13 protein-coding genes are annotated in these 14,285 nt (G+C 75.6%); 10 read left to right on the forward strand and 3 right to left on the reverse strand.

Going from position 1 to position 14,285, the window contains the following annotated elements; translation table 11 throughout:
* Window positions 1-114: 114 nt before the first annotated feature.
* On the reverse strand, window positions 115-996 hold the full coding sequence (locus LG943_RS02425; protein WP_270070478.1) for a LysR family transcriptional regulator: 882 nt from the start codon (window positions 994-996) through the stop codon (window positions 115-117).
* 127 nt (window positions 997-1,123) lie between these two features.
* Here LG943_RS02425 and LG943_RS02430 point away from each other — a divergent pair, with 127 nt between their 5' ends.
* The 3 genes from LG943_RS02430 to LG943_RS02440 all read left to right on the forward strand — a co-directional run bounded on the left by LG943_RS02430 (window position 1,124) and on the right by LG943_RS02440 (window position 3,387).
* Window positions 1,124-1,660, forward strand: a complete 537-nt coding sequence (locus LG943_RS02430; RefSeq protein ID WP_270070479.1) for an NUDIX hydrolase family protein — start codon at window positions 1,124-1,126, stop codon at window positions 1,658-1,660.
* A gap of 159 nt (window positions 1,661-1,819) precedes the next feature.
* The gene (locus tag LG943_RS02435; RefSeq protein WP_270070480.1) at window positions 1,820-2,467 is read left to right on the forward strand and encodes a DUF4956 domain-containing protein; all 648 of its coding nucleotides are present in this window, start codon (window positions 1,820-1,822) and stop codon (window positions 2,465-2,467) included.
* Complete coding sequence (locus tag LG943_RS02440; RefSeq protein WP_270070481.1) at window positions 2,464-3,387, forward strand: polyphosphate polymerase domain-containing protein; 924 nt, start codon at window positions 2,464-2,466, stop codon at window positions 3,385-3,387. Before LG943_RS02435 ends, LG943_RS02440 begins: the two co-directional genes overlap by 4 nt.
* Before the next feature lie 126 nt (window positions 3,388-3,513).
* Here the strand turns inward: LG943_RS02440 and dhaL are convergent, their stop codons facing one another.
* Together dhaL and dhaK are read right to left on the reverse strand one after the other, a co-directional pair.
* A complete protein-coding gene (dhaL, locus tag LG943_RS02445) occupies window positions 3,514-4,143 on the reverse strand; it encodes a dihydroxyacetone kinase subunit DhaL (protein WP_270070482.1) in 630 nt (209 codons plus the stop codon).
* 195 nt (window positions 4,144-4,338) lie between these two features.
* Window positions 4,339-5,337, reverse strand: coding sequence for a dihydroxyacetone kinase subunit DhaK (dhaK, locus tag LG943_RS02450; RefSeq protein ID WP_270070483.1), 999 nt, complete (start codon window positions 5,335-5,337; stop codon window positions 4,339-4,341).
* A 72-nt stretch (window positions 5,338-5,409) separates the two neighbouring features.
* On the opposite strand from dhaK, the gene dhaM reads away from it, so the two are divergent.
* The 7 genes from dhaM to LG943_RS02485 all read left to right on the forward strand — a co-directional run bounded on the left by dhaM (window position 5,410) and on the right by LG943_RS02485 (window position 14,226).
* The gene (dhaM, locus tag LG943_RS02455) at window positions 5,410-5,817 is read left to right on the forward strand and encodes a dihydroxyacetone kinase phosphoryl donor subunit DhaM (RefSeq protein WP_270070484.1); all 408 of its coding nucleotides are present in this window, start codon (window positions 5,410-5,412) and stop codon (window positions 5,815-5,817) included.
* Window positions 5,818-5,916: 99 nt separating this feature from the next.
* The gene (hrpA, locus tag LG943_RS02460; protein WP_270070485.1) at window positions 5,917-9,846 is read left to right on the forward strand and encodes an ATP-dependent RNA helicase HrpA; all 3,930 of its coding nucleotides are present in this window, start codon (window positions 5,917-5,919) and stop codon (window positions 9,844-9,846) included.
* Window positions 9,847-9,983: 137 nt separating this feature from the next.
* Window positions 9,984-11,030 carry a lactonase family protein gene (locus LG943_RS02465; protein ID WP_270070486.1) on the forward strand — a complete coding sequence of 349 codons (1,047 nt, stop codon included), beginning with the start codon at window positions 9,984-9,986 and terminating at the stop codon, window positions 11,028-11,030.
* A gap of 134 nt (window positions 11,031-11,164) precedes the next feature.
* A complete protein-coding gene (locus LG943_RS02470; RefSeq protein ID WP_270070487.1) occupies window positions 11,165-11,779 on the forward strand; it encodes a biotin transporter BioY in 615 nt (204 codons plus the stop codon).
* The gene (locus tag LG943_RS02475) at window positions 11,776-12,501 is read left to right on the forward strand and encodes an energy-coupling factor ABC transporter ATP-binding protein (RefSeq protein WP_270070488.1); all 726 of its coding nucleotides are present in this window, start codon (window positions 11,776-11,778) and stop codon (window positions 12,499-12,501) included. The genes LG943_RS02470 and LG943_RS02475 overlap by 4 nt, the downstream gene beginning before the upstream one ends.
* On the forward strand, window positions 12,498-13,109 hold the full coding sequence (locus LG943_RS02480) for an energy-coupling factor transporter transmembrane component T (RefSeq protein ID WP_270070489.1): 612 nt from the start codon (window positions 12,498-12,500) through the stop codon (window positions 13,107-13,109). Before LG943_RS02475 ends, LG943_RS02480 begins: the two co-directional genes overlap by 4 nt.
* A gap of 109 nt (window positions 13,110-13,218) precedes the next feature.
* Window positions 13,219-14,226 (forward strand): threonine aldolase family protein, encoded by a 1,008-nt coding sequence (locus LG943_RS02485; protein WP_270070490.1) that lies wholly within the window; start codon window positions 13,219-13,221, stop codon window positions 14,224-14,226.
* The last annotated feature ends 59 nt before the right edge of the window (window positions 14,227-14,285 follow it).

Raw genomic sequence — 14,285 nt, forward strand, 5'->3', positions numbered from 1 at the left:
CTTCGTTGCCGCGCGGCGTCGGGCGGGGCTGCGACCGCACCCGCCCCCCACCCCCTCACCCGGCCATGGTCGCCAGCGGCGGCCGCCGCGTCCAACACCGGTTTCGGATCGGATTCAGCACGGCCGCTGCTGAATCATCCGGGCGAGGGCCTGCGCCGCCGCACCCGGCCGGCGCGCGGCCGAGGTCGCCACGCCCACCCGCCACGCCGCGGCGGCCGCCAGCGGTACCGCCCGCAGCGTGGCGGCCTGCGGCTTGGCGGCCACGGGCCGGGGCACCACGGCCACCCCCAGCCCGCGCGTCACCAGGTCCAGCAGCGTGAACACGTCGCTGACCTGCATGGCGACCTGGCGGCGCACGCCGGCCGCGCTGAACGCCGCGTCAGCCGCGCGCCGGGCGCCCCAGTCGGGGTGCAGGTCCACGAACACCTCGCCGGCCAGCCGCTCCAGCGCCACGGCCCCGCCCGCGCCGGCCAGCGGGTGGTCGGCGCGGCACAGCAGCAGCATCGGCTCCTCGGTCAGCGGCTCCAGCCGCACCCCCTGCGGCGGCGCCACCCCCGCCACGAACGCCAGGTCGAGTTCGCCGGAGCGGACGCTCTCCAGCAGCCGCGCCGAACCCGCCTGCACCAGGTGCACCTCGACCCCGGGGTGGCGGGTGCGGAAGTCGGCGAGCAGGGCCACCGGCTCGATCGCGGCCATGCACTGCTCGGTGCCCACGCGCAGCGTGCCGGTCAGCAGCCCGCCCACCGCCTTCACCGCCTCGCGCGCCGCCGCGGCCGAGGCCAGGGTGCGCCGCGCCTCGGTCAGCAGCGCCCGCCCCGCCTCGGTGAGCCGCACCCGCCGCGTGGTGCGCACGAACAGGTCGGCGCCCAGTTCGCGCTCCAGGGCGCGCACCGACGCCGACAGGCCCGACTGGGCGATCCCGAGCACCTCGGCCGCCCGGGTGAAGTGCTGCTCCTCGGCGACCGCGACGAAGTGCTCCAGGTGCCGTAGCTCCATGACTCGCCAGGATAGAAGCCGCGGCGCCGCCGGGGCAGGGTTGCACGGGGTGCGGGACCGGGTGGGGCGGTGCCCCGGGGCGGGGCGGGTGCCCCCCGGCCCGGGGTCCATGAGGTAGAACGGCGTCATGACCGAAACGACGGACACCTCGCCCGGCTGGCTCACCCGCACCGACCTCGACGAGGTGCGCGGCCGGCTGCCCATCGTCTATGTCAACGCCGTTCCGGTGCGGGTCGACGAGTCCGGCTCGGTGACCAGCGTCGGCCTGCTGCTGGGCGTCTCGCCCGACGGCAGCATCAGCCGGTCCCTGGTGTCGGGCCGGGTGCTCTACCACGAGCGGATCCGCGACGCCCTGCTGCGCCACCTGGAGAAGGACCTCGGCCCCGTGGCGCTGCCCCAGGTGCCCGCCTCGCCGCAGCCCTTCACCGTCGCCGAGTACTTCCCGACCCCGGGCGTCACGCCGTTCCACGACCCCCGCCAGCACGCGGTGTCGCTGGCCTACGTCGTGCCGGTCACCGGCGACTGCCGGCCCCGCCAGGACGCCCTGGACATCGTCTGGCTCTCACCGGAGGAGGCCGCCGGACCGGGCGTGGCCCAGGAGATGAGCGGCGGTCAGGACGTCCTGCTGCGCCAGGCGCTGGCCCACGCGGGACTGGCGCCCTGACGCGGCCGCGGGCGCCGCAGGGGTGGCGTTCGCGCCGCCCATGAACAATTCCTCACGAGTCGCTCACTGACTTTTCATGGCTCGTCTGCACAGTCTTTCAGTGGGGCCCCTTGGTCTGTGCCGGGCGCCGTGAACCCGTTGCGGGAAGTGAGGAGACGAGTGAACGCTACGGTCCTGCCGGCGCTCGCCGCGGACGTGATCGCCATCGCCGTGCTTGCCTGCGTCATCTACTACCGGCGGCACCGCCGCGCCGACCTGATGTTCGCCTACATCGCCCTCAACACCGGCATCTTCACGGTGTGCACGCTGCTGATGTCGCAGCGGGTCGAGCTGGCGATCGGGTTCGGGCTGTTCGGCGTGCTGTCGATCATCCGGCTGCGCTCCGACGAGATCAGCCAGCGCGAGGTCGGCTACTACTTCGTCGCCCTCGCGCTGGGCCTGGTCAACGCGCTGGCCCAGGGCTCCTTCGGGGTGCTGGTGGGGCTCGACCTGCTGCTGCTGGCCACGATGTACGTGGCCGACCACCCGGCGCTGACCGGCCGCTCGCGCCGCCGCGTGATCGTGCTCGACGTCGTCCACCACGACGACGCCGGCCTGCGCGCCGACCTGGAGCGCCGGCTGCGCGCCCCGGTCACCAAGATCGTGGTCAACGAGGTCGACTACGTCCGCGACGCGATGGTGGTCGACGTGCGCTTCCTGGCCGACCGCCGGCCCGAGGACGCCTGGCCGGCCGTCCCGGCGCGCCTGGCGACCCGGTGGAACCGCCTCGGCGGCACCGCCGCCGCGGCCCCGGGGGAGCGGCGGTGAGCGCCCGGCACGCCGAGACCGCCGCCGCGGCGGCGTTTCCCGGCATGGAGCTGGCCGAGGTGCTGGAGCGGGCGGAGTTGCAGACGCGCCGCGACCGCAAGTACCTGCTGCGGCGCGAGGTGTTCCTGGCCTTCCTGCACCGGCTGGCCGACCAGGAGGACTGGTCCATCCTCCAGATCGGGGGGATGCGGCGGTTCCGCTACTCCTCGACCTACTTCGACACGCCCGACCTGCTGACCTTCCGCCAGCACCGCCAGGGCCGCCGCCGAAGATTCAAGGTCCGCACCCGCAGCTACCTCGACACCCGCACCTGCACCTTCGAGGTCAAGCTGGAGGGCGCCCGCGACGCCACCGTCAAGCAGCGCACGGCCCACCCGTTCGACCTGCGCGACGAGCTGACCGAGGAGGCGCGCGCGTTCCTCGCCGAGGTGCTGCGCGCCGGATACGGCATCGCGCCGCCGGACGAGCTGATCCGCACCGCCGTCACCGGCTACTGGCGGCGCACGCTGGTGCAGCGCTCGGGCACCGCGCGGATCACCTGCGACACCGGGCTGGTGTGCCGCTCGGAGGCCGCCGAGGTGATCGCCGACCCCAACTGGGTGGTGGTGGAGTGCAAGTCGGCGGGTCCGCCCACGGCCGCCGACGCGGCACTGGCCGAGCTGGGCGTGCGGCCGACCCGCATCAGCAAGTACTGCCTGGCGGCGGCGGTCCTCCACCCGGGCCTGCGCGCCAACCCGTGGCGCCGGTCGCTCCGCGACTGGTTCGGCACCGAGGACGCGGAGTCGCCACCACTGCCGCCCGCCCGGGGCCGCCCGGCGGCTGCCCGCACACCGGTACCCCGGACGCGCGGTCCGCACCGGGCACCCGGGTGCGGCAAGGCGGGCGCGGTGCCGGCGGAGGCAGGCGGGCGCGCGGCCTGAGTCGGTGTTGTCTGTGGGTGCCGGCCGACGGTTCGGGCCGGGTGCCCGGGGCGGGCGGTGATCGCCTGCCCGGCGGTGGCCGAGGTCGGGGGCGGGGCGCCTGTCCCCGCCCCCCGACCCGCTGCCTCAGCCTGCCGCTGCGGCGGTGTCGGCCAGGGCTCGGAAGATCATCGCCGTGGAGACCGCGCCCGGGTCCTCGTGGCCCTTGCTGCGTTCGCCCAGGTAGGACGCTCGGCCCTTGCGGGCCTGGAGCGGTTCGGTGGCGCGGGCGCCGTCCTCGGCGGCCGTGGCGGCGGCCTGCGCCGCCTCGGCCAGGGCCGCGCCGCGACCCGCGGCCTCGGTGAACGCCTCGACGGCGGGGGCGTAGGCGTCGACCATGGTCTTGTCGCCCGGCTGCGCGCCGCCCAGGCGGCGGACCTCCTCCAGGCCGGCGGCCAGCGCGGCGGCGACCTCGCCGGGGTCGGCGCTCTCACCGGTGAGCCGCTTGCCCGCCGCGCGCAGCGCGCTGCCGTACAGCGGCCCCGACGCGCCGCCGACCTTGGAGACCAGGGTGGTGCCGGTCTTGACCAGCACCTCGCCCACCGATCCCGGCTGGAGGGCGGCCACGGCCTCGGCCGCCGCCGCGAAGCCCCGGTTCAGGTTGCCGCCGTGGTCGCCGTCGCCGATCGCGGCGTCCAGGTCGCTCAGCAGCTCGCGGTCCTTCTCGACGGCGACGGCGACGGCCCGCACCCAGGCGCGGGCGAGTTCGATGTCCACCGGTGGCTCCCTTCCCTCGGTCTTCCCACGGTCTTCCCCCGGCTCTGCCGGCACCGGGCGCCGCCCGCCTCGGGCGCGCCCCGCACCGCCACCCTGCCCCATCGCGCCCCGCCCGCACCGGTCGGGGCCGCGCTCCTCGTCCCGGTGCCTTCCCGGGACCGCCCGCACACGTCCCGGCGCCGCCCCGGGCGCCCTTCACATCCCCCAGCGCAGCCCCGGCGTGCTCACCGGGGCGTCCCACAGCTCCACCAGCTCCGCGTCGGCGCCGCACAGCGTGACCGAGCAGCCCGCCATGTCCAGGCTGGTGACGTAGTCGCCCACCAGGCTGCGGGAGATCCGCACGCCGCGCTCGCCCAGCAGCCGGGCGACCTCGCCGTACACCAGGTACAGCTCGCTCAGCGGGGTGCCGCCCAGCCCGTTGACCAGGGCGATCACCTCTTCACCCGCGCCCGGCGCGCGGTCCTCCAGGATGGCCTCCACCATGTCGGCGACGATCTCGCGGGCCGGGCGCAGCTTCTCGCGGCGCCGCCCCGGCTCGCCGTGGATGCCCACGCCCACCTCGATCTCGTCGGCGGGCAGGTCGAATCCGGGCCGCCCGGCCTCGGGGGTGGTGCCGGCGGTCAGCGCCACCGCGAAGGACCGCGACGCCGCGTTGACCCGGCGCCCGATCTCGGCGACGGCCTCCAGGGAGTCGCCGCGCACCGCCGCCGCGCCCGCGATCTTCTCGACCAGCAGCGTGGCGCCGGTACCCCGCCGGCCGGCGGTGAACGTGGAGTCCTGCACCGCGACGTCGTCGTCCACCAGCACGGTCTCGACCCGCACGCCCTCGTCGCCGGCCAGTTCGGCGGCGAGGTCGAAGTTCATGACGTCGCCGGTGTAGTTCTTGACCACCAGCACCACGCCCGCGCCGGAGTCGGCCGCGCGCACCGCCGCCACCACCTGGTCGGGCACCGGGGAGGTGAAGACCTCGCCGGGGCAGGCGGCGTCGAGCATGCCCTCGCCCACGAACCCGGTGTGCAGCGGCTCGTGCCCCGACCCGCCGCCCGACACCAGCCCCACCTTGCCGGGGACCGCGCCCCGGGCGCGGGTGACCACCCGGTTCTCCAGGTCCACCGCCAGGTCGGGGTGGGCGGCGGCGAACCCGGCCAGCGCGTCGGTGAGGTAGGTGTCGGCGGAGTTGAGGAACTTCTTCATGTCGGGCTCCCGCGGTCTGCGAAGGCGGTGACGCGCGTCACGGCGTGCGCGCCGATCAGTAGCCTAGGGGGCATGGAGACCAAGGACACGGCCGTGGGGGTCGTTCTCGTGTCGCACAGCGCCAAACTCGCCGCCGGGCTGAGCGAGCTGATCGACCAGTTGGGATCGGCGGGCGGGCGCGTCTTCTGCGCCGGGGGCACCGACGACGGCGGCATCGGCACCTCCTACGACCGCATCGCCGCCGCCGTGGCGCGGGCCGACTCCGGCGCGGGCGTGGTGGTGCTGCCCGACATCGGCAGCGCCGTGCTGACGGCCCGCATGGTGCTGGAGGACGACCCGCGCGAGGACGTCGTGCTGGTCGACGCCCCCTTCGTGGAGGGCGCGGTGGCCGCCGCCGTCACCGCCGGCACCGGCGCCGACCTCGCCGCCGTGGTCGCCGCCGCGCGCGAGGCCCGCCAGGCGGCCAAGATCCCCGACTGACATCGGGGCCGGTGGCCGGCCGGGGCCGCCCCCGGCCGGCGCGGCGCCGCGGCTGCGCCGCGAAATCCCCTTGTGCGGGCTCATATCCTGGGGGTTGGTATGAGAACACCGCCCGCGGCCGTCCCCGGCGCCCACCTCCGTGCCCTGCGCGAACGCCTGTCCCCGCTGATGCCGGCCGACCGGCACCGGCTGCGCCGGCGTATCGACGGCCTCCAGAAGATCCGCGACGACCGCAAGCGCGCCGACATCGCCGCCAAGATCGCGGCCGAGATCGACACCGCCCAGGCGCGCGTCGAGCGCCGCGCCGCCGCCGTGCCGCGCATCACCTACCCCGAGGCCCTGCCGGTCAGCCGGCGCAAGGACGACATCGCCGCCGCCATCCGCGACCACCAGGTCGTGATCGTCGCCGGCGAGACCGGCTCGGGCAAGACCACCCAGCTCCCCAAGATCTGCCTGGAGCTGGGCCGGGGCGTGCGCGGCGCGATCGGCCACACCCAGCCCCGCCGGCTGGCCGCCCGCACCGTCGCCGAGCGCATCGCCGAGGAGTTGGACTCCCCGCTGGGCGAGGCGGTGGGCTACAAGGTCCGCTTCACCGACCGCTCCGGCGACGACACCCTCGTCAAGCTGATGACCGACGGCATCCTGCTGGCCGAGATCCAGCAGGACCGCATGCTGCGCCAGTACGACACCCTGATCATCGACGAGGCCCACGAGCGCAGCCTCAACATCGACTTCCTGCTGGGCTACATCAAGCAGTTGCTGCCGCGCCGCCCGGAGCTGAAGGTGGTCATCACCTCGGCCACCATCGACCCCGAGCGGTTCTCGCGGCACTTCGACGACGCCCCGATCGTGGAGGTCTCCGGCCGCACCTACCCGGTCGAGGTCCGCTACCGCCCCATCGACGAGGACGCCGACGAGGACCAGGTGCAGGCCATCTGCGGTGCCGTGGCCGAGCTCCAGGGCGAGGGCCCCGGCGACATCCTCGTCTTCCTCAGCGGCGAGCGCGAGATCCGCGACACCGCCGACGCCCTGGCCAAGCAGCGGCTGCGCGACACCGAGATCCTGCCGCTGTTCGCCCGGCTGTCGGCGGCCGAGCAGCACCGCGTGTTCGCCCCCCACCGCGGCCGGCGCGTGGTGCTGGCCACCAACGTCGCCGAGACCTCGCTGACCGTGCCCGGCATCCGCTACGTCATCGACCCCGGCACCGCGCGCGTCTCCCGCTACAGCCACCGCACCAAGGTGCAGCGGCTGCCCATCGAACCCGTCTCCCAGGCGTCGGCCAACCAGCGCAAGGGGCGCTGCGGCCGCGTGGCCGAGGGCATCTGCATCCGGCTGTACTCCGAGGAGGACTTCCTCTCCCGCCCGGAGTTCACCGACCCCGAGATCCTGCGCACCAACCTCGCCTCGGTCATCCTCCAGATGGCCTCGCTGGGCTTGGGCGACATCGCCGCCTTCCCCTTCGTGGAGGGCCCCGACCGCCGCCAGATCAAGGACGGCGTCAACCTCCTCCAGGAGCTGGGCGCCCTCGACCCCGGCGAACCCGACCCCGGCAAGGGCCTGACCCCGCTGGGGCGGCGCCTGGCGCAGTTGCCCATCGACCCCCGCCTGGGCCGCATGGTGCTGGAGGCCGAGGACAACGGCTGCGTGCGCGAGGTCATGATCATCGCGGCGGCGCTGTCCATCCAGGACCCCCGCGAGCGCCCCGCCGACAAGCAGCAGGCCGCCGACGAGTTCCACGCCCGCTTCGCCGACAAGGAATCCGACTTCCTGGCCTACCTCAACCTGTGGAACCACCTCCAGGAGCGCCAGCGGGAGCTGTCGGGCAGCCGGTTCCGCCGCATGTGCCGCGACGAGTACCTCAACTACCTGCGGGTCCGCGAGTGGCAGGACATCTACGGCCAGCTCAAGCAGACCGTCAAGGCCATGGGCGTCACCATCAACAGCACCGCGCCCAACCCGCGCGAGGTGCACGTCTCGCTGCTGTCGGGGCTGCTGTCCCACGTCGGGCTCAAGGACCCCGAGAAGCACGAGTACCTGGGCGGGCGCGGCGCCCGGTTCGCGATCTTCCCCGGCTCGGCGCTGTTCAAGCGGCAGCCGCGCTACGTCATGGCCGCCGAACTCGTGGAGACCTCCCGGCTGTGGGCGCGCATGGTCGCCCGCATCGAGCCCGAGTGGGCCGAGCGGCTGGCCGGCCACATCGTCAAGCGCAGCTACAGCGAACCCCACTGGGAGAAGAACCGCGGCGCCGTCATGGCCTATGAGCGGGTCACCCTCTACGGCGTGCCGATCGTGGCCCAGCGCAAGGTCAACTACGGCGCCATCGACCCCGAGGTCTCGCGCGAGCTGTTCATCCGCCACGCCCTGGTCGAGGGCGACTGGACCACCAACCACCGCTTCTTCCACGACAACCGGCGGCTGCTGGAGGAGGTCGAGGACCTCGAGCACCGCGCCCGCCGGCGCGACATCCTCGTCGACGACGAAACCCTCTTCCGCTTCTACGACGAGCGCGTGGGGGCCGAGGCGGTGTCGGCCGCGCACTTCGACACCTGGTGGAAGCGCGCCCGCCGGGCCGACCCCGACCTGCTCAACTTCGAGAAGTCGATGCTGATCAACGAGGGGTCCGACGAGGTCAGCGAGGAGGACTACCCCGACACCTGGCGCCAGGGCGACCACCGGTTCGCGCTGAGCTACCAGTTCGAGCCCGGCGCCCAGGCCGACGGCGTCACCGTCACCATCCCGCTGACCGTGCTCAACCAGGTCACCGAGGACGGCTTCGACTGGCAGATCCCCGGCCTGCGCGAGGACCTGGTCACCGCGCTGATCCGGTCGCTGCCCAAACCGCTGCGGCGCAACTTCGTGCCGGTGCCCGACCACGCCCGCGCGGTGCTGAAGACCCTCACCCCCTACACCGAGCCGCTGGCCGACGCCCTCAGCCGCGAACTCGGCCGGATGAGCGGCGAGCGCCTCTCCGCCGCCGACTTCGACCCCTCCCGGGTGCCCGACCACCTGCGCATGACCTTCCGCGCCGTCGACGGCCGCGGCCGCACCCTGGCCGAGGAGAAGGACCTCGCCGCGCTGCGCGCCCGGCTCAAGCCCAAGTTGCAGCAGGCGATCTCCGCCGAGGCCCGCGACCTGGAGCGCACCGGCCTGACCGCCTGGGACTTCGGCCCGCTGGAGCGGGTCTTCGAGCGCCGCTCGGCCGGCCCCGCCGTCAAGGGCTACCCCGCTCTGGTCGACCGCGGCGACTCCGTGGACGTCCGCCTGTTCGACACCGAGGCCGAGCAGCGCCACGCCATGTGGGCGGGCGCGCGCCGGCTGCTGCTGCTCCAGGTGCCCTCGCCGGTGGCGGTGGTGCAGCGCGGCCTGGACAACCGCACCAAGCTCGCCCTCAGCCACAACCCCCACGGCGGGGTGCCGGCGCTGTTCCAGGACTGCCTGGAGTGCGCCGCCGACTCCCTGATGGCCCGGCGCGGCGGGCTGGGAGCGCTGGCCTCCGCCGACGGCGCCTCCTGGGACCCCGACGCGTTCGCCGCCCTGCGCGAGCACGTGCGCGCCGAACTCGCCGACACCCTCGCCGAGGCCGTCGAGGGCACCGCCCGGGTCCTGGCCGCCGCCCACGAGCTGGGCCGCAGGCTCCGCGGCACCACCAGCCTGGCCGTGCTGCCCTCGCTCAACGACGTCCAGGGCCAGCTCGCCGGCTTGATCCGCCCCGGGTTCGCCACCGACGCCGGCCTGGCGCGGCTGGGCCACCTGCACCGCTACCTGCGGGCGATCGACCTGCGGCTGACCAAGCTGCCCGACAACCCGCGCCGCGACCAGGTCAACATGGCCAAGGTCGAGCAGATGCGCCAGGCCCGCGAGAACCTGCTGGCCGCGCTGCCGCCCGGCCGCGAGCACGACCCCGACGTCCGCGAGATCCGCTGGATGCTGGAGGAGTTCCGCGTCAGCCTGTTCGCCCAGGAACTGGGCACCGCCTACCCCGTCTCCGAGAAGCGCATCCTGCGCGCGATCGAGGCCGCCAAGGGCTGACCCCGGTGCCCGGCGCCGCGCCGGGCACCGGGGCACCGCCGCACGCCCCCCACGGTCCCCCGCGCCAGGAGTGCGCCGCCGCCGTGCGGGGAATGACCCCCGCTGACCAGCCGCGACGAACGGACGGAAGAACCACCATGAGCGACCCGCGCCTGCTGTGGATCGGCACCTACACCGCCGGCACCGACCCCCACGCGGCCGGGCTCGGGGTGTACCGGGGGTGGCTGGACCCCGCCACCGGCGCGCTCAGCGGCGGCGAGGTCGCCGCCGCCGCGTCCAGCCCCTCCTTCCTGGCCGTCCACCCCCGCCACCCCGACCGGATCTACGCCGCCAACGAGCGCGCCGAGGGCACGGTGTCGGGGTTCGGCTTCGACGCCGCCGTGCTGCGCTCGCTGGGGTCGGCCGGCACCTGCGGCGGCCTGCCCTGCCACGTCCTGGTCCACCCCGCCGGCCGCCACATCGTGGCCTGCGACTACGCCGACGGCCGCGTCAGCGTGCACCGGCTGCTGCCCTGCGGCGCGCCCGAGGAGCCCGCGGCGGTGCTGCGCGGAAGCGGCAGCGGCCCCGTGCGCGGCCGCCAGGACGGGCCCCACGCCCACTCCTCGGCCATGGCGCCCGGCGGGGACTACCTGCTGGTGGCCGACCTGGGCGCCGACGTGCTGCGCCGCTACCGCTTCGACGCCGACGCCGAGGACCCCGTCTCCGACGCGGGCACCGCCATCCACCTCGAACCCGGCACCGGCCCGCGCCACATGGCGGTGCACCCCAGCGGCCACGTCTACGTCGTGGGCGAACTCGACGCCCGCGTGCACGTGCTGGAGTGGGACCCCCAGACCGCCACCGCGCGCGAGACCGCCGTGGTGGCCGCCGGCGCCGACCCGAAGGGCCTGCCCTCCGAGATCGCCCTCAGCCCCGACTCCTCGCGGCTGTACGTGGCCAACCGCGGCCCCGACACCGTCACCGCCTTCGAGGTCACCGACGGCGGCGCCGGGCTGCGCCCCCTCGCCGAGGTCCCGTGCGGGGGCACCTGGCCCCGGCACTTCGCCCAGGTGGGGGAGTGGCTGGTCGTGGCCAACCAGCAGTCGGCCGAGCTGACGGTGCTGCGCCTGGACGGCTCCGGGGTGCCCCAGCCCACACCGCACCGGCTGGGCGTGCCCGACCCCGCCTGCGTGCTGCCCGTCTGACCGCCCGGCTGGGCACCCCCGCCGCCCCCGCCACCCGACCCGGCCCGGGGGCGGCGGGCGGCCATCACCGACAATGGATCCGGTGCGCGCCTTGCGAACAGGGCGCCTTCGAGCGTGGAGAGGACGGGACACCCATGCCTGACATCCCCCGGGGACGGGTCCGCTACCGGGGCCTGACGGCCCGCGACATCGCGCTCGTCGGGATCTTCGCGGCGCTGCTGGCGGTGCTCAGCATGCCCTTCGCCATCCCGGTCGGCCCGGTGCCCATCACCTTGCAGACCCTCGGCGTGATGCTGGCCCCCAGCCTGCTCGGCGCCAAGCGCGGCGCGCTGGCCGTCCTCACCTTCCTGGCCCTCACCCTGGCCGGGCTGCCGCTGCTGCCCGGCGGGCGCGGCGGCGTGGCGCCGTTCCTCGGCCCCACCGGCGGCTACCTGCTGGGCTGGGTCGCCGGCGCCCTGGTCGTGGGGCTGCTGGTGCAGCTCATGCTGCCGCGCTACCGGTTCTGGGGCGGGGTGGGCGCCAACATCGTCGGCGGCATCGGCGTGGTCTACCTCGTGGGTGTGCCCTGGAGCGCCGTCGCGCTGGGCGACGAGATGCTGGCCGCCCTGCTGGGCGTGGGCGTGTTCCTGCCCGGCGACCTCGCCAAGGCCGTGGCCGCCGCCGCCGTGGCCGCCGCCGTGCACCGCGCCTACCCGGTGCCCCCGGCCGGGCGCCCCGTGGCGGTGGGCGCCGAGGACGGCGCCGGATGACCCTGCGGCTGGAGGGCGTCAGCCACGCCTACGCGGGGCGGCCGGTGCTGCGCGACATCACGCTGGAGCTGGCCGAGCACCGCATCGGCGTCATCGGCGCCAACGGGTCGGGCAAGTCCACCCTGGCCCGCACCCTCAACGGGCTGGTGGTGCCCGACTCCGGGCGGGTGCTGCTGGACGGGCTGGACACCCGCCGCCACGCGCGCGAGATCCGCCGCCGCGTCGGGTTCGTGTTCTCCGACCCCGCCGCGCAGATCGTCATGCCCACCGTCGCCGAGGACGTCGCCATCGGCCTGCGCCGCAGCGGGCTGAGCCGCGCCGAGGTCGAGTCCCGGGTTTCGGCGGTCCTGGAGCGGCACGGCCTGGCCGGCCACCGCGACCACCCCGCCCACCTGCTCTCCGGCGGGCAGCGCCAGATGCTCGCCCTGGCGTCGGTGCTGGTCACCGAGCCCGAGGTGCTGGTGTGCGACGAGCCCACCACGCTGCTGGACCTGCGCAACGCCGCGGTGGTGGCGGCCGCGCTGCGCGCGCTGCCCCAGCAGGTGATCCTGCTCACCCACCACCTGGACCTGCTGGCCGGGTTCGACCGGGTGCTGGTCGTGGACGAGGGGCGGGTCGTCTTCGACGGCGCGCCCGCCGACGCCGTGGCGCACTACACCGCGCTCATGGGCGCAGGCCGGACCGCCGCGCCCGAGGAGGGCCACGCGGAGCGGCGGCCGTGAGCGCCGGGCCGGCGGCGGCCGGGCTCTATGTGCCCGGCGACTCCTGGCTGCACCGCGCACCGGCCGGCGCCAAGCTGCTGGTCCTGGTGGCGGCGGTGAGCGCGGTGGTGGCCGCCGCGAACCTGCCGGCCGCGCTGGCGGCGGCCGGCGCGGCCGTGGCGCTGCACCCCCTGTGCGGGCTGGGCCTGCGCCCGGTGTGGCGCACCCTGCGGGCGCTGGCGCCGTTCCTCGCCCTCATCGCCCTGTTCCAACTGGTGGCCGGCGACGCGCCCGCCGCCGCGCGGCTGTGCGCGCAACTGGCCGGCGCGGTGCTGCTGTCGGGGCTGGTGACCGCCACCACCCGGGTCAGCGCGATGCTCACCCTCTTCGAGCGGCTGGCCCGGCCGCTGGCGGTGGTCGGCGCCGACCCCCGGCGGGTGGGCCTGGTGCTGGCCCTCACCATCCGGTGCATCCCCATGGTCGCGGAGTCCTGGCGCGCCTCGCGCGAGGCCTACATCGCCCGGGGACTGCGCGGGCGCCCGCACGTGCTCGTGGTGCCGGTGGTGGTGGGCCTGCTGCGCTCGGCCGAGGCCATGGGCGAGGCGCTGACCGCGCGCGGCATCGACTGAGCCGCGCCGGGGCGGCGGCCCCGCCCGCTCGCGGCCGCGCGGCGCTTCCTAAGGTGGAACGCGGCCCCGTCGCCTCGGGGCCGCAGCGGGAGGGAAAGCGCACACCACCATGATCGATCTGCGTTCGGACACCGTCACCCGGCCCACCCCCGGCATGCGCCGGGCCATGGCCGAGGCCGAGGTCGGCGACGACGTCTTCGGGGAGGACCCCACCGTCCGGCGGCTGGAGGAGGAGACCGCCGCGCTGCTGGGCACCGAGGCGGCGCTGTACGTGCCCTCCGGCCACATGTCCAACCAGTTGGCCGTCTACGCCCACACCCGAAGCGGCGACGAGGTCTGGGCGCACCGCGACGCCCACGTGGTCGCCAACGAGCAGGGCGCGCTGGCCGTCCTGTCGCGGGTGCAGCCCCGGGTCTACGACGCGCCGGGGCCCTACCCCGACGAGGCGCTGCTGGCGGCCTGGCTGCGCGGCGCCGACGACGTCCACCGCGCCCGCCCCCGCCTGCTGTGCCTGGAGAACACCTTCACCGGCCGCGTGGTGCCGCGCGCCGAGCACCTGGGTCTCACCCGGTTCGCCCGCGAGCACGGGATCCGGGTGCACCTGGACGGCGCCCGGCTGTGGAACGCCGCCGTGGCCCAGAACCTGGCGCCCGGCGCGGTCGCCGAGGGCGCCGACACGGTGTCGGTGTGCTTCTCCAAGGGCCTGGGCGCCCCCGTGGGCTCGGCCCTGGCCGGCGGCGCCGACACGATCGCCGCCGCGCGGCGCGCCCGCAAGCTGCTGGGCGGCGGCATGCGCCAGGCCGGGATCATCGCCGCCGGCGCGCTGTACGCGCTGCGCCACCACGTCGACCGGCTCGCCGAGGACCACGCCCGCGCCGAGCGGCTGGCCGCCGGCGCGCTGGAGGCCGGCCTGGCGGCCGAGGCCCGCACCAACATGGTCGTCCTCACCGCCCCGCGCGGCCGGGCGCCGCAGCTCGCCGACCTGCTGGCCGCCGAAGGCGTCGGCGCGGTGGTGCTGGGCGCCGACCGGCTGCGGCTGGTCGTGCACCTGGACATCACCGACGCCGACATCGACGGCGCCGCCGCCGCGATCGCCAAGGCCGCCGCGGCGCTGTGAGGGCGCGGGGCCGGCCCGCGGCGCGGGGGCCGGGCGCGCGCACCGCGCACCCGGCCCCC

Origin of the sequence: Streptomonospora mangrovi (assembly GCF_027604915.1) — a bacterium.
Lineage (GTDB): Bacteria > Actinomycetota > Actinomycetes > Streptosporangiales > Streptosporangiaceae > Streptomonospora > Streptomonospora mangrovi.